At 34.0% G+C, this 22,390-nt stretch carries 19 protein-coding genes, 1 other RNA gene and 3 pseudogenes; 10 read left to right on the forward strand and 13 right to left on the reverse strand.

All coding sequences use genetic code 11. The features are described 5' to 3' along the window. Window positions 1–90 precede the first annotated feature (90 nt). The gene (locus JHK64_RS00965) at window positions 91–1,425 is read right to left on the reverse strand and encodes a glycosyltransferase family 4 protein (RefSeq protein WP_199567129.1); all 1,335 of its coding nucleotides are present in this window, start codon (window positions 1,423–1,425) and stop codon (window positions 91–93) included. Next, entirely contained in the window at window positions 1,425–2,426 is a 1,002-nt protein-coding gene (locus tag JHK64_RS00970) for an LTA glycolipid anchor biosynthesis glycosyltransferase, IagA/BgsA family (RefSeq protein ID WP_199567130.1), read from the reverse strand. The genes JHK64_RS00965 and JHK64_RS00970 overlap by 1 nt, the downstream gene beginning before the upstream one ends. Window positions 2,427–2,593: 167 nt before the next feature. Between JHK64_RS00970 and JHK64_RS00975 the strand changes: the two genes are divergently transcribed. Further along, complete coding sequence (locus JHK64_RS00975; RefSeq protein ID WP_199567131.1) at window positions 2,594–3,394, forward strand: class I SAM-dependent methyltransferase; 801 nt, start codon at window positions 2,594–2,596, stop codon at window positions 3,392–3,394. Window positions 3,395–3,452: 58 nt separating this feature from the next. Here the strand turns inward: JHK64_RS00975 and ccpA are convergent, their stop codons facing one another. After that, window positions 3,453–4,454 carry a catabolite control protein A gene (gene ccpA / locus JHK64_RS00980; protein ID WP_199567132.1) on the reverse strand — a complete coding sequence of 334 codons (1,002 nt, stop codon included), beginning with the start codon at window positions 4,452–4,454 and terminating at the stop codon, window positions 3,453–3,455. 186 nt (window positions 4,455–4,640) lie between these two features. On the opposite strand from ccpA, the gene JHK64_RS00985 reads away from it, so the two are divergent. Continuing rightward, complete coding sequence (locus JHK64_RS00985; protein ID WP_199567133.1) at window positions 4,641–5,720, forward strand: M24 family metallopeptidase; 1,080 nt, start codon at window positions 4,641–4,643, stop codon at window positions 5,718–5,720. Between the two features lie 39 nt (window positions 5,721–5,759). Here JHK64_RS00985 and JHK64_RS00990 read toward each other — a convergent pair whose 3' ends face one another. Next, on the reverse strand, window positions 5,760–7,367 hold the full coding sequence (locus JHK64_RS00990) for a ribonuclease Y (protein ID WP_199567134.1): 1,608 nt from the start codon (window positions 7,365–7,367) through the stop codon (window positions 5,760–5,762). Window positions 7,368–7,517: 150 nt separating this feature from the next. Between JHK64_RS00990 and JHK64_RS00995 the strand changes: the two genes are divergently transcribed. The 6 genes from JHK64_RS00995 to JHK64_RS01020 all read left to right on the forward strand — a co-directional run bounded on the left by JHK64_RS00995 (window position 7,518) and on the right by JHK64_RS01020 (window position 11,764). After that, window positions 7,518–8,000 (forward strand): S-ribosylhomocysteine lyase, encoded by a 483-nt coding sequence (locus JHK64_RS00995; protein WP_199567135.1) that lies wholly within the window; start codon window positions 7,518–7,520, stop codon window positions 7,998–8,000. Between the two features lie 162 nt (window positions 8,001–8,162). Then, on the forward strand, window positions 8,163–8,585 hold the full coding sequence (locus tag JHK64_RS01000) for a MarR family winged helix-turn-helix transcriptional regulator (RefSeq protein ID WP_199567136.1): 423 nt from the start codon (window positions 8,163–8,165) through the stop codon (window positions 8,583–8,585). Window positions 8,586–8,658: 73 nt separating this feature from the next. Beyond that, window positions 8,659–9,618 carry a VOC family protein gene (locus JHK64_RS01005; protein ID WP_199567137.1) on the forward strand — a complete coding sequence of 320 codons (960 nt, stop codon included), beginning with the start codon at window positions 8,659–8,661 and terminating at the stop codon, window positions 9,616–9,618. A 20-nt stretch (window positions 9,619–9,638) separates the two neighbouring features. Continuing rightward, window positions 9,639–10,547: a VOC family protein gene (locus JHK64_RS01010; protein ID WP_199567138.1), complete on the forward strand. Its 909-nt coding sequence runs from the start codon at window positions 9,639–9,641 to the stop codon at window positions 10,545–10,547. Beyond that, a complete protein-coding gene (locus JHK64_RS01015; protein ID WP_199567139.1) occupies window positions 10,544–11,152 on the forward strand; it encodes a flavin reductase family protein in 609 nt (202 codons plus the stop codon). The genes JHK64_RS01010 and JHK64_RS01015 overlap by 4 nt, the downstream gene beginning before the upstream one ends. Before the next feature lie 9 nt (window positions 11,153–11,161). Next, a complete protein-coding gene (locus tag JHK64_RS01020; RefSeq protein ID WP_199567140.1) occupies window positions 11,162–11,764 on the forward strand; it encodes an alpha/beta hydrolase in 603 nt (200 codons plus the stop codon). 66 nt (window positions 11,765–11,830) lie between these two features. Here the strand turns inward: JHK64_RS01020 and JHK64_RS01025 are convergent, their stop codons facing one another. The 6 genes and pseudogenes from JHK64_RS01025 to JHK64_RS01045 form a co-directional block, all read right to left on the reverse strand. After that, window positions 11,831–13,195 (reverse strand): cell division site-positioning protein MapZ family protein, encoded by a 1,365-nt coding sequence (locus tag JHK64_RS01025; RefSeq protein ID WP_246450869.1) that lies wholly within the window; start codon window positions 13,193–13,195, stop codon window positions 11,831–11,833. Window positions 13,196–13,209: 14 nt separating this feature from the next. After that, complete coding sequence (locus JHK64_RS01030; RefSeq protein ID WP_199567141.1) at window positions 13,210–14,364, reverse strand: THUMP domain-containing class I SAM-dependent RNA methyltransferase; 1,155 nt, start codon at window positions 14,362–14,364, stop codon at window positions 13,210–13,212. A 61-nt stretch (window positions 14,365–14,425) separates the two neighbouring features. Further along, an RNA gene (gene rnpB, locus JHK64_RS01035) (RNase P RNA component class B) lies at window positions 14,426–14,790 on the reverse strand. A 40-nt stretch (window positions 14,791–14,830) separates the two neighbouring features. Continuing rightward, window positions 14,831–14,920: pseudogene (locus tag JHK64_RS07555) on the reverse strand (cell division regulator GpsB); the annotation flags it as partial. Then, a pseudogene (gene gpsB, locus JHK64_RS01040) lies at window positions 14,894–15,148 on the reverse strand (cell division regulator GpsB); the annotation flags it as partial. The pseudogenes JHK64_RS07555 and gpsB, both read right to left, overlap by 27 nt. 89 nt (window positions 15,149–15,237) lie before the next feature. Then, the gene (locus JHK64_RS01045) at window positions 15,238–15,762 is read right to left on the reverse strand and encodes an SLOG family protein (protein ID WP_199567143.1); all 525 of its coding nucleotides are present in this window, start codon (window positions 15,760–15,762) and stop codon (window positions 15,238–15,240) included. A gap of 78 nt (window positions 15,763–15,840) precedes the next feature. Here JHK64_RS01045 and recU point away from each other — a divergent pair, with 78 nt between their 5' ends. Both recU and pbp1a read left to right on the forward strand, forming a co-directional pair. Further along, on the forward strand, window positions 15,841–16,440 hold the full coding sequence (gene recU, locus JHK64_RS01050; RefSeq protein WP_199567144.1) for a Holliday junction resolvase RecU: 600 nt from the start codon (window positions 15,841–15,843) through the stop codon (window positions 16,438–16,440). Next, window positions 16,430–18,416, forward strand: a pseudogene (pbp1a, locus tag JHK64_RS01055) (penicillin-binding protein PBP1A); the annotation flags it as partial. The gene recU and the pseudogene pbp1a, both read left to right, overlap by 11 nt. Before the next feature lie 169 nt (window positions 18,417–18,585). Here the strand turns inward: pbp1a and JHK64_RS01060 are convergent. The 3 genes from JHK64_RS01060 to JHK64_RS01070 all read right to left on the reverse strand — a co-directional run bounded on the left by JHK64_RS01060 (window position 18,586) and on the right by JHK64_RS01070 (window position 22,268). After that, window positions 18,586–19,752: a serine hydrolase gene (locus JHK64_RS01060; RefSeq protein WP_425507299.1), complete on the reverse strand. Its 1,167-nt coding sequence runs from the start codon at window positions 19,750–19,752 to the stop codon at window positions 18,586–18,588. 234 nt (window positions 19,753–19,986) lie between these two features. Further along, entirely contained in the window at window positions 19,987–20,811 is an 825-nt protein-coding gene (nadE, locus tag JHK64_RS01065) for an ammonia-dependent NAD(+) synthetase (RefSeq protein WP_199567146.1), read from the reverse strand. Continuing rightward, window positions 20,808–22,268 (reverse strand): nicotinate phosphoribosyltransferase, encoded by a 1,461-nt coding sequence (locus JHK64_RS01070; RefSeq protein WP_199567147.1) that lies wholly within the window; start codon window positions 22,266–22,268, stop codon window positions 20,808–20,810. The genes nadE and JHK64_RS01070 overlap by 4 nt, the downstream gene beginning before the upstream one ends. Window positions 22,269–22,390 lie beyond the last annotated feature (122 nt).

The following is a 22,390-nucleotide window of genomic DNA, read 5'->3' on the forward strand; positions in this document are numbered from 1 at the left end:
TCAGCACCAAGCGCTCTCTAGAAAGAAAGGATGAGATAAAACGTGTCTCTATGTGACATTATAGCATGATTTATAAATATTTCAAGCCCCTTAATCTAAAAAATCTCTGATACGATTAACAATTTTTTTAGGTGTTTTAACGACTTTAACCGATGTTTTTGCCGTTAATTTAATCGCCTTGACGGGTAAAGTCATCGTATTTTTTACTAGCTTGATAGAGGGATCTGTTTTACTACCTTCAACAGACAAGGACAATTTTTCTTTTTTAGCCATTTTTTTAGCAATAATAACATCCAGATAAAAAGCATAAGCAGCTTTCCCAAACTCTTCGGCTGAAATCTCACAAAGCTTATCTCTTAAACGGTTTGGATTCATTTGCGGGGTATTAATAATGGCATCCAAAATAGCATCTGATAAATCTGTTTCTCGATAATAAAGGGTTCCAAACATTTTATCATTGATTAAGTCATCAAGATAGGGATTTCCATGAGCAATCACTGGTTTTCCACTAGCTAGACTTTCAATATAAGTTAATCCTTGTGTTTCACTGGTTGAAGCACTTATAAAAAAATCACAAGATTTGTAGTAAAGAACTGTATCGTCATGGTCAATCATACCAGTGAATATAACATGGTCGTAAATGCCAAGTTGATTGACTAAGTCTTTTAAATTATCTATGTAAGGACCATCTCCTACAATCACTAATTTAACCTTATTGTTTTCAGCTAACACGAGAGGAAATTGTAAGATAATAGCTTGAATATTTTTTTCATAGGAAATTCGAGATAAACTAAGGAGCATGGTTTCATCTGGTAAAATTCCCAATTCTTCTCGTAGGGAAGAAATTGAGTCCTGAGAAACCTCTCTGTTAACAAATTGATCCAACTTAATTCCCGTTGGAATGATTTGTTTAAGTATTTTAATATCATAGCCTTCTAAAATGTTATAGACAATCCGAGTTGGGCAAATCACCCCATCTAAATCATTGAGATAGCCACGAACAATATATTTGACCATACTGGGTCGAATCACTTTTCCTTTGGCAATATAGCCAACATAATCTTCATATTGTGTATGGTAGGTATGAACAACAGGGATTCTCAAGGCTTTGCCTACCATTTTCCCCAATAAACCCATTCCAAACTCAGTTTGCGTATGAATAATTTCAATGTCATAATTTTTAGCAATTTTATAGGCTGAAAAAAGACCACGATAAACAATGCGACGATCTGTAAATGATACAAAAGGGATGCTTGGTAAGCGAATAATTGTTGGGTCTTCAAAACGCTTAACATGTTTATCGGTTGTTGTAAAAATATAAACGTCGTGACCTAATTTTTCTAATTCTGTTTTTAAAGTGTAAATACTTGTTGCAACACCTGATACTTGAGGAAAGTAGGTGTCTGTAAAAAGACCTATTCTCATTATTTTAGTGCCATCACTTTCTCATAAATGGATACAAGCCTTTGACCTATTTTATCAATACTTCTTGTCTCGGCAACTTTGTATCCTGCTTCTTCTTTGTGACTCTTTCCATCCAATACTTTTTGAATAGCTGTCACAAATCCTTCTACATCTTTAGCAAATTCTACTGCATCCTCGGTTATCCAACTTTTATAGACTGGGATATCACGTAATATGGTTTGTTGTCTACTCGCCAAAGCTTCTAAAACAACAATACCTTCTGTCTCTTCTTTGCTAGGGAAAAAGAACGCGTCACTAGCTGTCATTGCTCCCTCAAAAACATCGCCTTTAATATAGCCAGCAAATGTCACATTTTTAGGATGATTTTTTGTCACAATCCTTCTAACAGAATGTGGGACAACCCATTTATTTGTTTCACCAAACCAAATAAAGCGAACATTAGGAAGTTTTTCAGCTACTTTAACAAAATCTTCAATCCCTTTTCGTTTGAAATAAAGACCCGCACACATAATCACTTTTTCATCATCTCGAAGATTAAAATAACGTCTAAAAGCCGCTTCTTTTTTAGGGTCTTTGCCATATTTTTTTAAGTCAATACCATTTGAACAAACAAAAATAGGTGTTTTAATTCCATAGTTTTTAATTAATTGTTTTGAATACTCTGTTGGTGTAATAATCGCATCTGCTTTTTTATAAAATTGACAAAGGTACCATTTAAATAAGGGACTAATTAGATTAGAGAATATAAAAGAATTTCTAAAATCTTCCTCAGTGGAATGCCCATGCATGATAACTTTTTTACCTTGTTTTTGAGCCTCTTTCATTAGCTGCCAGCTTTTGTAACCATAGGTATTCATATGAATTAAATCATAAGTGTCATTGATATCTGTTGTATAGGATTGATTAGCCATTGTTAAGGCTTTTTCTTGATGTTTAATGGCACGACCAATACCTGATTTTCTGAGGTAATTTTCTGCCTCTAAATACAATAATACTTTCATAGCCCTATTATATCTTATTTTATTTTATTTTTCATCCTGTAGTTGTTAAATGATGTTTTTTCAAAAATAACCATTTATTGATAAATCAAGCAATAAAACCTTTTCCTAAGTTTTTTATGATGATATAATATTTTTAAATATAGATTTTTTTTAATAGGAGAATTCTTATGAAGATAAACTTAACAGGCGTAATGGAAACCATGCTCATCACTTTAGATGTTAGAGCGAGAGACTACCATTCTGACAATTCCATCTTAAAGGATAAAAAATCAGCAGAGATGGTTGAAAAAATTGATTATGATTTTTCAAAGCTTAAAAATGCTATGACAAATTATTATGGCATTCTCTCACGAGCAAAAGTGATGGATGGTGAAATTCGTAAATTCATTAAAAAATATCCTACTTGTCATATTGTTTCCATTGGTTCTGGTTTAGACACTCGTTTTGATCGATTAGATAATGGTCAAATCCATTGGTACGACCTTGATTATCCTGATGTTATTGCCATTCGCAAACAGTTTTTTGAAGAAAATAATCGTATTACCTTTATTGCAAAATCAGCCACTGATCCTAGCTGGGTGAAAGAGATTAAAACTAACGGTGAGAAATTATTGATTATCTCTGAAGGTGTCATCATGTACTTCAAGCCAGAGGAAGTTAAGTCTTTTCTAAACCTTTTAACTGATCACTTTGAACAGTTTGAGTTGCATCTTGACTGTACACCAAAATCAGTTGTTAAAAAAGCGCATATGAATAAAGCTGTTAAAAAAACAAATGCTCAATATTTCTTTGGAATCACAAATGGTAAAGAAATAACAGAACTTAATCCCAAATTAAAACAAATTGGCTATATTAATTTTACAGATGAGTTTAAAAAATGGCTACCTGGTTTTAAAAAACTACTTATTCCAATCATTTACCTTTTTAATAATCGTTTAGCTATGTTTACTTATAATAAAGAACGCTAATCAAAAAGCTTCACTGGTTAAAATTATTTACTAGTGAAGCTTTTTATAGTATTTATTATTACTTTGTCGTTTGACGTTTTTTAATTCCGTGATTTAGAATAATTTCTTTTTCTTCAAGATCTTCTTTGTTCATGATTTTTGTTAGCATTCTCATACTAACTGCACCTAAATCATAAATAGGTTGACTAATTGAGCTCATATTTGGACGAGTATATTTGGTAATAGGAGAGTCATTACTTGTGATAATTTCAAAATCCTCAGGTACATTTTTACCTGCTGCAAATAGTCCATTTAAAAGCCCAGCAGCTAATTCATCGTCTGCGACATAAGCTGCTGTAGCACCAGATGTCATAATACGACTAGCTAATTGGAAACCATCATCGTAATTATATTTTGTTTCAAATACGAGTCCTTCTTTAAAAGGAATTTTATTTTTTTTCAAACTATCCTTGTAGCCTTTTAAACGAATTTTACCATTGATATCATCAACCAGTGGTCCTGATATAAAAGCAATTTCTTGATGATTTTCAGCTAAAATATCGGTTACTTCTTGAACAGCCTTACGATAATCAATATTAACACTTGGTAATTGATGTTCTAAATCAACTGTGCCTGCAAGTACAATTGGTGTTCTTGTTCTTGAAAATTCCGCACGAATTTTTTCAGTGAGGTGATGACCCATAAAAATAATACCATCAACTTGTTTAGAAAAGAGTGTATTAACAACACTAATTTCTTTATCATCATCTTCATCACTAGAGGTTAAAACAATATTGTACTTGTACATTGTTGCAATATCATCAATTCCTTTAGCCAAAATTGAAAAATAACTATTTGAAATATTAGGAATCACCACCCCAACAGTTGTTGTCTTTTTACTTGCTAAGCCACGAGCAACAGCATTCGGACGATAATCAAGACGTTCAATAACTTCTAGTACCTTTTTTCTAGTATTTTCTTTTACATTTTTATTACCATTTACAACACGGCTCACAGTGGCCATTGACACACCTGCTTCACGCGCAACATCATATATCGTGATAGTATCATCAGTATTCATTCACAGTACTTCCTTTCTTTTTGAAAATGACGTTTTCATAGACATTTTAGCATTATTTGAAAACACTTTCAACCATAAAAATATTTTTTTAAATCAAATCTATCGTTTTTTCAGTATTTTTTGACGTTTTATCTTGCTTTTTTAGTTTTTTTTTGAAAAAATATAAGAAAAGGAAAGGTGAATCAAATGACAAAAATTAAACAACTTACTAATAACTTATCAGAAAAAATGATTCAAGTGGCAATCGTCTCTGATCCAGTCTCTATCAACTATTTAACAGGTTTTTATAGTGATCCGCATGAACGTTTGATGTTCCTATTTTTATTTGCCGATAAAAAACCATTACTCTTTCTTCCACAATTAGATGCTAAGCGTGCTGAAGATGTGCTAGATTTCCCTGTTGTTGGTTATGTTGACTCTGAACAACCATGGCAAAAAATGAAGGCTATCCTTCCAAAAACAGACTATCGTCAAATAGCTGTTGAATTTGAAAACTTAAATATTACAAAACTAAGAGGTTTTGAAACAGTCTTTACTGGAGAATTTGTTGATCTGACACCAACCATCAATCAGATGCGTTTAATCAAATCAGCTGATGAAATTGAAAAAATGTTCGTTGCTGGTGATTATGCTGATAAAGCCGTGCAAATTGGTTTTGATAATATTTCACTTGATACAACAGAAGCAGATATTATTAGTCAGATCGAATTTGGTATGAAAAAACAAGGCATTCAAAAAATGAGTTTTGACACTCTTGTTTTAACAGGTAATAATGCCGCTAATCCTCATGGTATTCCTGGGACAAATAAAATTGAGAACGATTCTTTATTATTGTTTGACCTTGGTGTTGAGGCACTTGGTTATACCAGTGACATGACAAGAACAGTTGCGGTTGGAAAACCCGACCAATTTAAAAAAGATATCTACGAGCTTTGTCGTGAAGCGCAGCAGGCTGCCATTGATTTCATCAAACCTGGGGTAACAGCTAGCCAAGTAGATGCTGCTGCTCGTGATATTATTGAAAAAGCCGGTTATGGCGAATACTTTAATCATCGTCTTGGTCATGGTATTGGCATGAGTGTTCATGAATTTCCTTCTATTATGGCAGGTAATGATATGACTATTGTTGAAGGCATGTGTTTCTCTGTTGAACCTGGCATCTATATTCCTGGTAAGGTTGGTGTTCGTATCGAAGATTGTGGCCATGTGACAAAGAATGGTTTTGAACTCTTTACCAAAACCCCTAAAGAATTATTATATTACTAATCAAAAAGACTTGGGAAATTCCCAAGTCTTTTTAGTCATTTATTTTGCGTAATCTACTACTCTTAATTCTCGGATAACCGTTACTTTAATGTTTCCAGGATAATCCAAATTATTTTCAATCTTTTGACGAACCTTGTGTGCTAAGATAGTCACTTCATCATCAGAAATCTTTTCCGGTTGCACCATAATTCTAATTTCTCTACCTGCTTGTAGGGCAAAACTATGGTGAACACCATCAAAGCCATTTGCAATTTCTTCTAAATCACGTAATCGCTTGATGTAGTTTTCCATTGATTCATTACGAGCACCTGGACGAGCCGAACTTAGGGCATCAGCCGCTGCTACTAAAACAGCAATAACACTTTCAGGCTCAACATCTCCGTGGTGACTGGCGATGGTATTGATAACAACTGGGTGTTCTTTATATTTTCGAGCAAGCTCCATCCCAATCTCTACATGACTACCTTCAACTTCGCGGTCAATCGCTTTTCCGATATCATGCATAAAACCAGCACGACGGGCAAGTGCTTCATTTTCACCCATTTCACTAGCAAGAAGTCCCGCTAACTTACCAACTTCAATCGAGTGGCGTAGGACATTTTGACCAAAGCTGGTACGAAATTGCAAGCGACCCATAATTTTAATCAAATCTGGATGCATATTAAGGGCACCAATTTCATAGGCAGCTGCCTCACCATATTCACGAATACGATTATCAATTTCGAGTCGATTTTTCTCAACCAATTCTTCAATTCTTGCTGGATGAATTCGGCCATCTTGAATCAAGGCTTCAAGAGTTGTTCTAGCAATTTCACGACGAATAGGATCAAATCCTGACAAGACAACCACTTCTGGTGTATCATCAATAATCACATCAATTCCAGTTAAGCTTTCAAGTGTGCGGATATTACGACCTTCACGACCAATAATACGCCCCTTCATGCTATCATCTGGCAGAGAAACAGATGTAATGGTTTGTTCTGTCACATACTCACCCGCTAAACGTTGCATGGCTTGAGATAGCAATTCTTTAGCTGTTTTATCAGCACGATCTCTGACTTCTCTGTCTGCCTCACGAATGCGATTAGCAATATCTTGCGTCAAATTTTTCTCTGTTTCTGCGAGGATGATTTCCTTAGCTTCTTCTTGACTAAGAGAAGCCACTTTTTCTAATTCCTCAGTCTTTTTAAGTTCTAAAGCAGCAACTGCTTGCTCACGCTCATCAATATGTCTAGATTTATCAGAAAGACTTTGCTCTTTCGAATCAAGTGTTTTTTCTTTACTTGTTAAATTTTCATCTTTGCGATCAAGAGTTGAAGCGCGTTCACTTAAACGATTCTCCATTTGTTTAAGTTCTTGTCTTTCAGACTTAAACTCTTGTTCAATTTCTTCCCGATATTTTCTAGCCTCTTCTTTAGCTTCTATAAGTAATTCTTTTTTATAAGCTTTACTTTCACGATCTGCCGTTTTTCTGATGTGATTGGCTTCTTCTTCAGCCTTACCACGTAAATTAACAGCATCTTGTTCTGCATTTAAAAGAGTTAGTTCTGCAGCATTTTTAGCAGATTTCATTTTTGCTGAAATTGCTACATAACCAATAACCAAACCAATGAGGGCACAAGCAATCATTATAAAAATGTTTGTCATGTTTATACCTCAATTTTTAAATTTTATTTATTCGATTTTCTTATGAAAACCTATTATAGTTTACCATAAAAAGAGATTTTTCACAATCCAAAAATACAACAGATAAGAAAAAAATATGGTATGATTAAAGAAGAGTAAAAGGAGGAAATTATGACTAAAGATGTTATTGTTGAAAGCTTCGAGCTTGACCATACTATTGTCAAAGCACCTTATGTTCGTTTAATTTCGACAGAAGTTGGGCCTAAAGGGGATGTTATTAGTAATTATGATATTCGCTTAGTTCAACCAAATGAAGATGCTATCCCAACCTCAGGACTACATACGATTGAACATTTATTAGCAAAACTGATTAGAAAACGGATGGATGGAATGATTGATTGTTCACCATTTGGTTGTCGAACTGGTTTTCATATGATTATGTGGGGTGAACATACTACCACAGATATTGCTAATGTGATTAAATCATCCTTAGAAGAGATTGCTAATAGCGTTTCTTGGGAAGATGTTCCAGGAACTACTATTGAATCTTGTGGAAACTACAAAGATCACAGTTTATTTTCTGCTAAGGAATGGTCAAAACTGATTTTATCAAGAGGGATTTCTGATAACCCTTTTGAACGTCACATCATCTAAAATTATAAAATCAATCGAAATAAAAAAGCAAACGTTAAACTAATTAGGTATGTTTGCTTTTTTATTTCGATTTTAAATTATTTCAATTTTTTAGAGCAAAACGATTGACAAGTGTCTTTTTCTCTGTTAAAATTATTTCGAATTTTAAATAAAGGAGGGAATATGACACGTCAAGAGTTAGCTTTAAAAACATTTATTGGTTTAAAAAGAATATCTGATAAATTTGAGCAAGCTGTTAAACATGATGTACAAGCTTATGACTTAAATTCTAGTGAGTTTGCTGTTTTAGAATTGTTATATCATAAAGGTCCAAAAACAATGCAAGAAATCAAGGAAAGAATTTTAGTCGCAAACAGCAGTACAACATATACCTTAGATAAGCTTTGTCAAAAGAAATTAGTTGAACGTAGAACAAATCCTGAAGATAAACGTATTACCCAAGTTTATTTATTATCTGAAGGTGAAGAACTAATTGCATCATCTTTTCCAAAGCATGCTGAGATGCTAACAAAACTATTTCATAATTTAGAAGATGATGAAATCAAAACATTAAATGATCTTTTAAAAAAATTATCTAGTTGCTAAATGATTCAAGTGCTTATAGGCACTTAATCTATTACTAAATATTTCGAAATTGAAATAACGAAAGAGGAAAATTATGACTGACACTAACTTAATTGGTATTCACCATGTTACTGCAATGACCGACGATGTTGAACGTAACTATAAATTCTTTACAGACATTTTAGGAATGCGTTTGGTTAAAAAAACAGTTAACCAAGATGATATTCATACTTATCACACTTTCTTTGCTGATGACTTAGGATCAGCTGGTACTGATATGACCTTCTTTGATTTCCCAGACAATCCTAAAGGTATTAGAGGAACAAATTCTATCACACGAGTTGGTTTTCGTGTTCCAAATGATGCTGCTTTAGAATACTACTTGGAACGTTTTAAAGAATTTGGCGTTAAAAATGATGGTATCATTGATTTATTAGGACATAAAGCTCTTCCTTTTGAAGAAGAAGACGGTCAACGCTACCAACTCGTTTCTGACGAACACAATAAAGGTGTTGCTGGTGGACAACCTTGGAAAGAAGGTCCGGTTCCAACAGATAAAGCCATTTATGGTTTAGGTCCTATTGAAATTACGGTTAGCTATTATGATGACTTTAAGGATTTTCTCATGCAAGTCTATGAGATGAGAATCGCTGAAGAAGGTGATGACTACACTCTCTTAGAAGTTGGTGAAGGTGGTCATGGTGGCCAAGTTATTCTTAGAAAAGATACTGAAAGTAATCAAGAAGTGCAAGGTTACGGAGAAGTTCACCACGTTTCATTCCGTGTTAAAGATGGTGAAGCTATTCGCCATTGGGCTAAAAAATATGAAACTCTAAACATTATGAACTCTGGTCTTGTTGACCGTTTCTACTTTGAAGCACTTTATGCAAGAGTTGGTCACATCCTGATTGAAATTTCAACCGATGGTCCTGGATTTGCAACCGATGAACCTTATGAAACATTAGGAGAAATTCTTTCTTTACCACCATTTTTAGAGTCACAAAGAGAAATGATTGAAAATACTATTCGTCCATTCAACACAAAACGTCATTAATCAAAAGGAGATTATTTATCATGGAAGCTATTAAACGTATTCATCACATTACTGCTATTGTCGGTAGCGCTCAAGAAAACTTAGATTTTTATCGTGGGCTTTTAAAATTAAGATTGGTAAAACAAACAGTCAATTTTGATGACCCTAGTGTTTATCATCTTTATTTCTCAAATCAAAATTATGATCAAGGCACACTAATTACTTTCTTCCCATGGGAAAATGCTGAACCTGGTGAAAAAGGAAGTGGTCAAGTAGGACGTATTGCTTTTAGAATTCCTAAAGGTTCACTTGATTTTTGGAAAAAACGTCTTACTAACAACAACGTTGTGGTTGAAGAAAAACCTTGGTTTGAATACAATGCTCTTTACTTCCAAGATATTCATGGTTTAGATTTGGCTATGGTTGAATCTGGCGAAGCTGCTGATAAACCTGATATTATTGGTTTCCACGGTGCTATGCTCCTTTCAAATGACCCAGCTGGTAGCCGCGATTTTCTAAAAGAATTTATGGGATTAGATGACCTAACTGAAAATGATGATGCTTATCGTCTTCAAACAGTTGGTATGGAAAAACACGATTTAGTTGTTCCTAATGTCTCTTATGATCGTGGTGCTTGGGGACCTGGTACAGTTCACCATATTGCTTGGTCATTACCAGATGATGAAACTGAATTAGCTTGGCGTGAATTACTTATTCAAAACGACTACAATGTTACATCTGTTAGAGACCGCAAATACTTCAAATCAATTTATGTTCGTGAAACAGGTAAAGTTATCTTTGAATTTGCTACTGATGGACCTGGTATGACTGTTGATGAGGAATACGAATTTTTAGGTAGAGAATTACAACTTCCTAATATGTATGAAAAACGCCGTGAAGCGATTAGAGCACACTTGAAACCTCTAGAATTTAAGGATGAAATTGAATGATTTCTATTGCTAAAGAAGCATTAAGCGATAAAGAACAATACAAGATTTTGATTGGTAGTGTTATTCCAAGACCTATAGCTTTTGTTTCAACCGTGTCAAAAAATGGCGTTGTTAATCTAGCCCCTTTTAGTTTTTATAATATTGTTTCTCATAGACCGGCTATTTTATCAGTAAGTATTCAACGAGTGAATGGTCAAATGAAAGATACCGCAAGAAACATCCTTGAGCAAAAAGAGGCCGTTATTCACAGTGTCAGTCTTGATAATCTATCAATGGTTAATCAAGCAGCTATCCAACTTCCTTATGAAGAAAGCGAACTAGAAACTACAGGTATGACACTTGCTCCTTCTATTGCTATTAAAACACCGGGAGTCAATGAAGCTAAAACGAGATTTGAGACGATTCTTTATGATCATATTGAAATAAAAAATGACACTAATGAGATTATTTCAGATTTAATCTTATTAAAAGTACTTCATTACCATCTAGACGAAGCTGTCTATCAAAATACTTATGTGATTCCAGAAAACTTACAACCTATGAGTCGTTTGGCTGGTATAACATATGCTGAATTAGGTAAGTTTACTGAATTAAAAAGACCTTAGGAGAAATCAATGGAACATATTTTTAAAAAAGGATCTAAAAAGTCACCTGTTTTAGTCTTACTACATGGAACGGGTGGCGATGAATATAGTTTATTATCAATAGCTGAATTCCTTAGTCCTGAAGCTTCTATTTTGAGCTTACGTGGTGAGGTTAATGAATATGGTGCTTTACGATTTTTTAAACGATTAGAAGAAGGTCTATATGACATTGATGATCTTAATTATCGTGGCACTGTTATTCAATCATTTCTTGAAGAGATGGCAGAAAACTATCAATTTGATTTGCAAGATGTGGTTTTAGTTGGTTTTTCAAATGGTTCTAATATGGCTATTAATCTTTTGTTGGCTGATCACACACCATTTCATAAGGGTATCTTATTTGCACCAATGTATCCTGTAGATACTGAGCATTTAACACAGTTAAAAGAAAACACTCATGTCTTTATTTCTATGGGGGAAGAAGACCCCATCTGTTCCTTAGAAGACAGTCGTAATGTCGTAGAACAGTTTGAAAAGCGTGGTGCTAATGTCGATACTTTCTGGGTCAATAGCCATGAAATTAATTTAGACGCATTAAAAAAAGCCAAAGATTGGCTTGAAAAATTAGCCTAATGACTATCCTAAAATTGTTTACTCATATAGAAAACACTTCAACAGCGTTGAAGTGTTTTTCCTTATTTAATAATCAAGATCATCTGCTCTTCCAGGGGCATTCCCTACAAAGTAACCTGTTTTAGCATTAATCGAGAACAAGTAAGTGCCATCTGGCTTAAACATATTATAGTAACCATTACCATTAATAATATTAACACGTTCTAATATATAATTGTTACCTGAAATATGACCTCTTTCTTGTGCCACGGCAACAATTCTTTCTAAAATGCCATCATTAAACACCCAACCAGGATTATTAACATCTGCAATCACATCGTTATTATAAGGCACTCGACTCAGATGACGTTGTAAACTAGCTGGATCATAATTAGTAATACCATATAATGAAGCTGCATTATTAGTAACAGTTGTGTTATTTGTAGCTTCTACTGGATTAGTTGGGTCAGGGGGAGTGATATTTTCTGTATCGTTTGAAGGTTGTGGTGCAGGTGCTTCAGATGCCGTTTGATTTGCTGAGGCTGTTTTTTCTGTTAGTTGTTTGCGACCTTCAGAAACAACTGATTGTAATAATGTATCAAGATTAGCTTTTCCTGTATTTAAGACAGTTGCAGATATAGCATCAAAATTAGCAGAATCTTTTATATTTCGGGAAATCTTTTCACCATCAACTATAGCAGGTTCTGTAAATTGGTCATTAACCACTTTTATCGCATCAATGGCTTTTTTCAAAGAATCATATTTTTCTTTTTTATCTGCGTAAGTAGAGGTTCCTTTTAAATTATTTAAAACTTTTTCTAGCTCAGAAAGACGTTCAAATTCACTATTTTTAGGTTTCGTCATTTCTTTGTCGACAAAAAAGCTAGCATATAAGTTCTCAAATGCTTTAATATCTTCCTCTTTAGCTTTTGAAGTATCGGTTTCTTTTGTTACAGTAGGTTCTTTGTCACTAGTAGATGGGCTATTTAGATTATTTAAAACATAGCCAAAAGCAAAGACAGCTATCAATAAAGCGATTAGACTACCGATAATAAGACCTTTTTTACCAGAAGATTCTTTTGTATCGCCTAGAATAATATCATCTGACAAATCTTGATTTTCTGGTAATTCCTCTACTTCTAAATGGTCAAAAACAATTTTGTCTTGAGATGTCTCACTCTCTTTTGTTTGATTAACCTCTTCTCTTTTTTCTTGAATAAAGTCATCTATTTCTTTTGGATCATCTTGAGAGGTTTGTATTTTACTTTCGAATTTATGTTTTCCAACCTCATCACGATGTTGCTTAATATATTTATCTAAAATATTATCGTTTTCATCAATGCCAGCTTTAATTTCTGATTCTTTTCGAATGGCTTCTTCAACCGTCATATTTTTGGCATCATCAAAATCCAAATTCTTATCATCTTTAATATCATCATTTTTATTTGACAAAAAAATCACCTCTTCTATTCTACAGTCCGCTTAACACGTTCTCCAAAAAATTGATACAAATCTACTTTTAAAGTACCATTATATAGTTTACGTTTTTTATCTGCCTGACTGCCATATTTTTTTTCAAAGTTTTCATCACTAGTGAGGATAAATTTACTCCATGTTTTCAATGGATAAAACGTTTTCCCCATATCATTATACAATTTTGTCACTAATTCGTCATCCATTAATCTTTCGCCATAAGGTGGATTTGAGATGATAACACCGTTTAATTTATTGGTATGTAGGTCTTGAAGACGCATTTGTTTCAATTTAATGACATCTGCAAAACCAGCTTCAATCACATTTTGTTTGGCTATTTCTATCATGCGATGGTCAATATCAAAACCTGAAATATCAAGCTCAATATCATAATTCGCTTTTAAATCCGCCTCATCACGAACCGATTGAATAAGGGTTTTATCAACCCAATCCCAAGATTCAAAAGCAAAGTTGCGGTTAAAACCAGGGGCAATATTCATTCCAATCATGGCTGCTTCAATACAAAATGTTCCTGAACCACAAGTCGGGTCAATAAAAGGTTTATCAGGATACCAATTACTAAGCATAATAATCGCTGCTGCCATATTTTCTTTGATGGGAGCGCCACCCTTATCAACACGATAACCTCTCTTAAACAAGCTTGAACCTGTTGTATCAATCATTATCGTTGCCTTATCTTTTAAAAGAGAGACTTCAATTTTAAATTCTGCACCCGTTTCCATCAACGGCACATGTTCTGGCCTGTGAAAATGTTTTTGTAATTTTTTAACAACTGCTTTTTTAGAAATGGCTTGAATACTTGGCTCATTATGCAGTTTTGATTTGACGGATTTTGCTTTTGAAATAGGAAAACGTGCGCCTAAAGGTAGATAATTTTCCCAATCAAGAGCATAAACGCCTTGAAATAATTCTTCAAAAGTTTTTGCGGAAAATTCGCCAACAATAATTTTGATGCGGTCTGCTGCTCTAAGCCAAAGATTGGTTTCAATGATTGTTCTTAAATCACCAGAAAAACGAACACGACCATTTTCAACTTGGCAACTTATCCCTAAATTTCTAATTTCTTTTCCAACTACTGCTTCTAAGCCAGCCGCACAAGTTGCGATCAATTCAAATTGTTTTTTCATAATTCCTCTTTTTATATTAAATAAAAGACTAGCATAAGCTAGTCTAACCTATTATGCAATTTTCTATAAGCCATGTTTTGTTCCAAAGACAACTAGGTCTTGTCTTTTTCGATAATCATCTGTCTACTGTTAAACAGTCAAGATAGTACGTTCTGTTTCCATCTATCTCGTGCCCCGACCAAAGTTTGGGTTGCTAGCTTGAGGGGTTTACCGCGTTCCATTTTTTGCGTTTCCACAAAAACTACGTCACTGTGGCACTTTAAGACCTACTTTAGCATATCTTAGACTTAGCTATTTGGGTCGCCGTAATGTTAAAAACATCCCTAGGCTTATTGTTTCACCTAGCACAAACACTACCGGCATCACAGCCGGTGCTAGCATGGACTTTCCTCATAATTTATAAAAATCATGCGATTATCCAAAAATTGCAAAGTATTGTACTCTATTGGTACATTTTAATGTCTAATTATTCGATAATTTGTTTTCCGAAAACTTCTTTTTCAAGACGACTAATCCGTTTTAGGATGTCAAAATTGGTTGCTGAAGTTGAAACACGTGATAATTCAGAATGAGATGACGATGCCTCAGAAATTCTATTTTGAGTTACTTGATCTCTTAATTTTTCATTTTCTTTATGTAGTGCCTGAATTTGAGCCATGAAGTTTTCATAGTCTTTAATAATGTCATCTAAGAATTCATTAACTTCATCCTTATCATAACCACGCATACTTGTTTTGAATTCTTGTTCAAATATATCTTTAGGACTTAACTTTATACCTGCCATATCTTTCTCCAAACATCTCTATATTTATAAGAATAATTAAATTCTCTATCATTTCAATCATACCGAAAATTAGATAAAAAATCAAGTATTTACTCTAAGTCTTCAACAATATTATTGAGTCTTTCAAAGGTTAATTGGTGGATAAAATAATCTTTTTCTTTTTTCATCAACTGATACAGATAATCCAAATTTGTCTTTTTCTCTTCATCATAAAAAAGATAAGCACCTTTGGTATTATTTAGTAAATAGTGATTAAATTGCGTCAATTGCTGAGGATTTTCGTAATAAGGAAAGCTGTACCTTAAAAAATCAACTGTTTTAAATTGTTGTAATTTTTCTTGATTGGCAGCATTCCACTGATGTCCATGATTCTCAAAAGAAAAGAGCGTTGCTATCTTGAAATCATAATCTTTTTGTAACTCTTTTGCAACTTCTAAAGCCCAATACTCAAAGCCTAAGCGACCTGTAAAAACAAACCAGCTTACTCCTTCTTCTATAAAATCAATAAAATCTTTTTTTATTACTTTTTTAATGATATTTATCCGAATATCATTATCTTTAAAAATCCCTAATTCTGATACACCATAGCCAGTTACAAGAATCACAGTCATCATTTGTCTCCTTATTTAAAAATATGTTATAATGTTAGTACTTTATGTTATCATATAAGTAGAACTAGGTATAGGAGTCTCATGGTTAACTATCCTCATAAGCTTATTCGTAAGGCAACTGCAAAAAAACAGACACTAAAAACTGTTAACTTTGCCAACAGAGGTATGTCTTTTGAATCAGCAATAAATAGTACGAATAATTACTACCTAGCACATCATCTGGCAGTAATACATAAAAAACCCACGCCAGTTCAGATTGTTAAGGTCAATTACCCTCAAAGGAGCCGAGCTAAAATTGTTGAAGCTTACTTTAGACAAGCCTCAACAACTGACTACTCTGGTGTCTATAAGGGACATTATATCGATTTTGAAGCCAAAGAGACTAGGCAAAAAACGGCTATGCCTATGAAAAATTTTCATAGACATCAAATTCAACATATGAAAGAAGTAATTGAACAAGACGGTATTTGTTTTGTCCTTCTTCATTTCTCATCTCTTAAGGAAACCTATTATCTGCCTGCATCCTACCTTGTTGATTTTTATCAAATCGATAATGGCAGTAAATCTATTCCTCTTGATTATATCAAAAAAAATGGTTTTAAGATTGAAACACAGGCTTTTCCCCAAATTCCTTATTTAGATATTATTGAACATTTTATTTTAGGTGGTGATTCCCATTAATAAGAAAAAAGTTATTAAATTTTTAAAATATGCTATCAGCATTGGTGTCAGTCTAGTTATTTTGGCTATAATTGCTGGTGGATTGTTATTTGCTTACTACGTTAGTAGTGCTCCTACTTTGTCAGAAGAAAAACTCAATGCAACTAGCTCAAGCTTGGTGTTTGATAAAAACGACAATCTTATCGCTGACTTAGGGTCTGAAAAAAGAGAAAGTGTGTCTTCTGATAATATCCCTATTGGCTTAGTTAATGCGATTACTGCCATTGAAGATCATCGTTTCTTTAATCATAGAGGAATTGATATCTATCGTATTGTTGGATCTGCCCTTCACAATTTAACGAGTTCAACAACCCAAGGGGGCTCAACGCTTGATCAGCAGTTGATTAAATTGGCTTATTTTTCAACCAGTGAAGCTGACCAAACATTGAAAAGAAAAGCTCAAGAAGCATGGCTAGCTCTTCAGATGGAAAGACAATATACAAAAGAAGAAATCTTAACCTTTTATATCAATAAAGTTTATATGGGAAATGGTAATTATGGTATGTTGACAGCTGCCAAATCTTATTTTGGTAAAGATTTGACTGAATTGAGTGTTGCTCAATTAGCTCTTTTAGCAGGAATCCCTCAAGCACCTAGTCAGTATGATCCTTATGGAAATCCTGAAGCCGCTCAGGCTAGAAGAAACATCGTTTTAGGTCAAATGTATGAATTAAAACACATCACTAAAGAAGAGTATGAAGAAGCTCTTGCAACACCTGTTACTGATGGCTTGCAAGAATTAAAAGAAAATAATAGTTATCCTAAATATTTAGATAATTACTTGAAAGAAGTTATTTCTGAAGTTGAAAAAGAAACGCAACAAGATATTTTCTCTGCAGGTTTAAAAGTCTATACTAATGTTGATATAGATGCTCAACGCTATCTCTGGGATATTTATAATTCAGACACCTATATTAACTATCCAGATGCTGATTTTCAAGTGGCATCAACAATTATTGATGTAACAAATGGTAAAGTCATCGCACAATTGGGTGCTCGTAATCAAGATCCCAATGTCTCATTTGGAACAAATCAAGCTGTTTTAACAGATAGAGACTGGGGGTCAACTATGAAACCTATCTCTGCTTATGCACCGGCTATTGAAAATAGGGTTTATACTTCAACAGCACAGTCGCTTAATGACTCTGCTTATAATTGGCCAGGAACTTCTAATCAATTATTCAACTGGGATAGACAATACTATGGCTGGATGACAATGCAAACAGCTATTGTCCAATCACGAAACGTTCCTGCTGTTAAAACCTTAGAAGCAACCGGTTTAAAAAAAGCGCAAGACTTTTTAGAAAAACTCAATATTAACTACCCTCAAATGCTTTATTCTAATGCCATTTCTAGTAATACAAGTAGTGGCGAAGCACAATACGGTGCTAGTAGTGAGAAAATGGCAGCAGCCTACGCAGCCTTTGCCAATGGTGGTATCTATTACAAACCACAATATATCAATAAAATTGAATTTAATGATGGTACGGTCAAAACCTATGAGGATAGTGGTAGTAAAGCTATGGAAGAGACTACTGCTTATATGATGACTGATATGATGAAAAAAGTTCTCACCTATGGTACAGGAACAGAAGCTGCTATACCAGGAATTTATCAAGCTGGTAAAACGGGTACTTCTAACTATACCGATCAAGAACTAAGCGTCATTGAAGAAAGATTAGGTATCAATCCTTATTCAGTTGGCACCATGGCTCCTGATGAAAACTTTGTTGGTTATACCCCTCAGTACGCTATGGCCGTTTGGACAGGCTATAGAGATCGTTTAACACCAGTGTATGGTGATGGGCTGAATATTGCTGCTAGAGTTTATCGTTATATGATGACTTATCTGACTCAAGACGGTAATGAAGACTGGCAGATGCCAACGGGATTATATCGTAGTGGTGATTTTCTCTATCTAAGAGGAAGCTACAATACCAATACCTTTACAACTACTGAAGAAACAACAACCGAAGAATCTACAACTGAAGAATCTACTACTGAGGAAACAACAACTCAAGAAGAAACCCAAGAAACAACGGTTGTAAGTGAAGAAATAACTACAGGAACACAATAAAAAAAGTCATTTTCATGACTTTTTTTATTTTATTTTATCCTTTTTTCATGTTTTTCTTTGATTAAAAGATAAATAAGTATCCCTAAAAGAGAAATGATAGCTGTTCCAACAATAAATAGAACAGGTAACAGATGATCAAAAGATGATTGTTCAGAAAAAGTATTTGCCTGTACCATTTGGTTATTATCAGAGGTTTCTTGAGTGGTTTGCTGTGCTAGTTCTTCTCTTTTTTGTGCTTCTATAAAACCTTGTTGAAATAAGGTATTTATGAAAGGGTGACGGTAAAATTCTCCATTTTGATCTGACCAATCTCCAACACCCATAACAACAACAATCAAGCGTTTATCTCCTTGTTTAGCTGTTGTCATTGCATTAAAACCTGCTGAAGGACTTGAGCCTGTTTTAAGACCATCAACCCCTTCAAAAGGATAGGCACCACCAGGTAAGGAATGATTGTAAGAGATAAAATGATCCTCATATGGCGTTCCAGCCATTACCGTTACATTAGTTTGATTAGTATAATTCACAATTTCTGGAAAATTCTTCAAAAAATGATAAGCAAGGGTTGCAAAATCTTTTGCTGTTGTTAGGTTGGTTGCTGTATTATCATATCTCTCAGGACTATAATAACCATTAAAGGCAGAAGCTACAGCACCACTGGCATTATTAAATTGTGTATTTGTCATGCCCAATTCTTTTGCTTTAGCATTCATTTTGTCAATAAAATCAGAGGCATTATTTTGTGACAAATAATTTGCAATCATGATAGTTGCGACATTTGAAGAAGGAACAACTGTCATTGTAATCAAATCCTTAATGGGATAGGCAATACCTGCGACAATATTATTATTACTAATTTCATAGATTTGACTGATGGCTTGATCTGTTTCTGTGGCAACAATGGTAGAATCAAGGGTTAAGTCACCTTTTTGTAGTTCTTCAAATAATAGATAAAGAGTCATCATCTTAGACATACTGGCTGGATCTCTTTGAGCATCAGCATTTTCTGCCCATAAAACCTCACCTGTATCTGCATCCATTGTAATAGAGGCTTTCGGCTTATTGATTTCATCTACTTCATAACCAGCTTGTCTTGCTAGCGTTACAAGATCTTCAGTAGTTTCATCTGCAAAAACTGGTGAAATAGTCGAAAATAACAGTGTTAAAAGCATTATAATGGGGATGAATTTCTTCACTTGTATGAACTCCTTAATATATTAAACTGCAATCTATATTATAACAAATCAATCATAAATAGTAAAACTCTGCAAAAAAGAAAAAATTTTTTTGAGTTGAGAATTAAATTGTCCATTTCTCTAAAAATATAACTAACACTGATGATTACCTATTAGATGAAAGTCTCATATAATCTTTAAAACATTTAAAAAATAAGAGGTTAGGTAACTATTCTCCTAACCTCTTTAATCCTCTTATTTCCAGAAATCGTCAAAAATTGTAATTGGTAAATGCCGTTTATGTTGTGTTTTTTGCCACCAAGCTTCAATTTTGGCTTGAGCATCTTGATTAATTTCTTTACCTTCAAGATAATCATCAATATTGTTATAAGTAACACCTAGCGCCACTTCATCTGACAGACCTGGTTTATTATCTTCTAAATCAGCCGTTGGTACTTTTTCATACAAGGCAGGATTTGCTCCTAACTCTTTTAGAAGACTTTTTCCTTGTCTTTTATTAAGACGAAAAAGAGGTAAGATGTCTGAACCACCATCACCAAACTTAGTGAAAAAACCAGTAATATTTTCTGCCGCATGGTCAGTTCCTATCACAACTCCTGATGTTTCTCCTGCAATAGCATACTGTGTAATCATCCGTTGACGTGCTTTGATGTTTCCCTTATTAAAATCAGAAATACTAATACCTGCTTCTTTTAAAACACTCACTTGAGCATCAACTGACTCTTTAATGTTAACGGTGATCAGTTTATCTGGCTTGATAAAGTCAAGTGCCATTTGAGCATCTGCTTCATCTATTTGAACGGCATAAGGTAATCTGACTGCGATAAATTGATAACTTAAATCTCCTGTTTCTTGTCTTAATTCTTCTATTGCCATTTGTGCAAGACGCCCGGCTAGTGTCGAATCTTGGCCTCCTGAAATACCTAAAACATAGGTTTTCAAAAAGGAATGTTTCTTTAAATAATTTTTTAAAAAATCAATGGATCTTCTGATTTCATCATTAGAATTTATTTGTGGTTTAACACCAAGCTGTTCAATAATAATTTCTTGTAGGGTCATTTATCTACTCCTTTGGAAAAGGCTTCTTTTCTCACGCGATCGATTAAGTCCATTTTGTTCTGCCAAACATCAAGTGCTAAATCAACTGGATAATCTTGAGGATTGAGCACACGTTTGTACTCATCCCAAAGTTGCTCAAACTCTTTTCTAGCATAGTTTTTGATATCTGTTAAACTTGGTAAGTCATAAACTAGTTGACCTTCTTTAAAGATGTCAATTAGTAATGGAACGGCTTCAAAATCTTCAACAGTTTTTCTAATATAGGTATAAACAGGATGGAACATTTCAATTTTATCTAATTGGTTCACATCTGTCTCTGAAAAAGTAATATAGTCTCCTTCAGACTTACCCTTTGCTCTACTTGTAATACGCCAAACTTGTTTTTTACCTGGTGTTGATACTTTTTCGGCATTATTGGATAGCTTAATGGTATCTCGCATTTGCCCATTTTCATCTTCAATGGCAACAATTTTATAAACCGCACCAAGGGCGGGCTGATCATAGGCGGTGATTAGTTTTGTTCCCACACCCCAAACATCAATTTTTGCTTTTTGCATTTTTAAGTTTAAAATAGTATTTTCGTCCAAATCGTTTGAAGCATAAATTTGGGCGTCGGGAAAACCTGCTTCATCTAATTGTTGTCTCACTTTTTTGGAAAGATAGGCCATATCACCAGAATCGATACGAACACCCTTAAAGTTAATCTTATCACCAAGTTCTTTAGCAACTCTTATGGCAGATGGCACTCCTAGACGAAGAGTATCATAAGTATCTACTAAGAAGACACAATCCTTATGCGTTTTGGCATAAGCTATGAAAGCGTCATAGTCATTGCCATAAGCTTGAACAAATGAATGAGCATGAGTTCCTGAAACAGGAATATCAAAAATTTTACCTGCTCGAACATTACTTGTCGCATCAGCACCACCGATAACCGCTGCTCTTGTCCCCCAAATAGCAGCATCCATTTCTTGCGCACGACGAGTACCAAATTCAAGTAATGGTTCATTCTCAATGACTGATCTAATACGTGCTGCTTTGGTAGCAATTAGCGTTTGAAAATTGACAATGTTAAGAAGAGCCGTTTCAATCAATTGACATTGAGCTAGAGGTCCTTCCACTTGGACAATGGGTTCATTAGCAAAAACTAAATCTCCTTCTTTAGCAGATCTCACTGTTAGTTGCAATTCAAAATCAGCAAGATAATCTAAAAAATCTTGAGGATAACCCAATTCCTTTAAATAAGCTAAGTCGCTTTCTGAAAATTTGAGCTCTTTTAGGTAATTAACAATTCGCTCAAGCCCTGCAAAAATAGCATAGCCATTATTAAACGGCTGCTTTCTAAAAAAGACTTCAAAAATCGCTTTTTTATCTTGAATACCTCTTTCAAAATAAACTTGCATCATATTAATCTGATACAAATCAGTGTGTAAACTTAAACTATCGTCTGAATACATATTTTTCTCCTCTTTTATCTTGTTACTATTATAACATAAGACAAAAAACACGGGAATCCCGTGTTTTTATTCTTTCTTAGATTTTTTAATTAGCAGATATTGCATCAATTGTTGAGAAAAAT

Source organism: Streptococcus zalophi (assembly GCF_016481285.1).
Taxonomy (GTDB): domain Bacteria; phylum Bacillota; class Bacilli; order Lactobacillales; family Streptococcaceae; genus Streptococcus; species Streptococcus zalophi.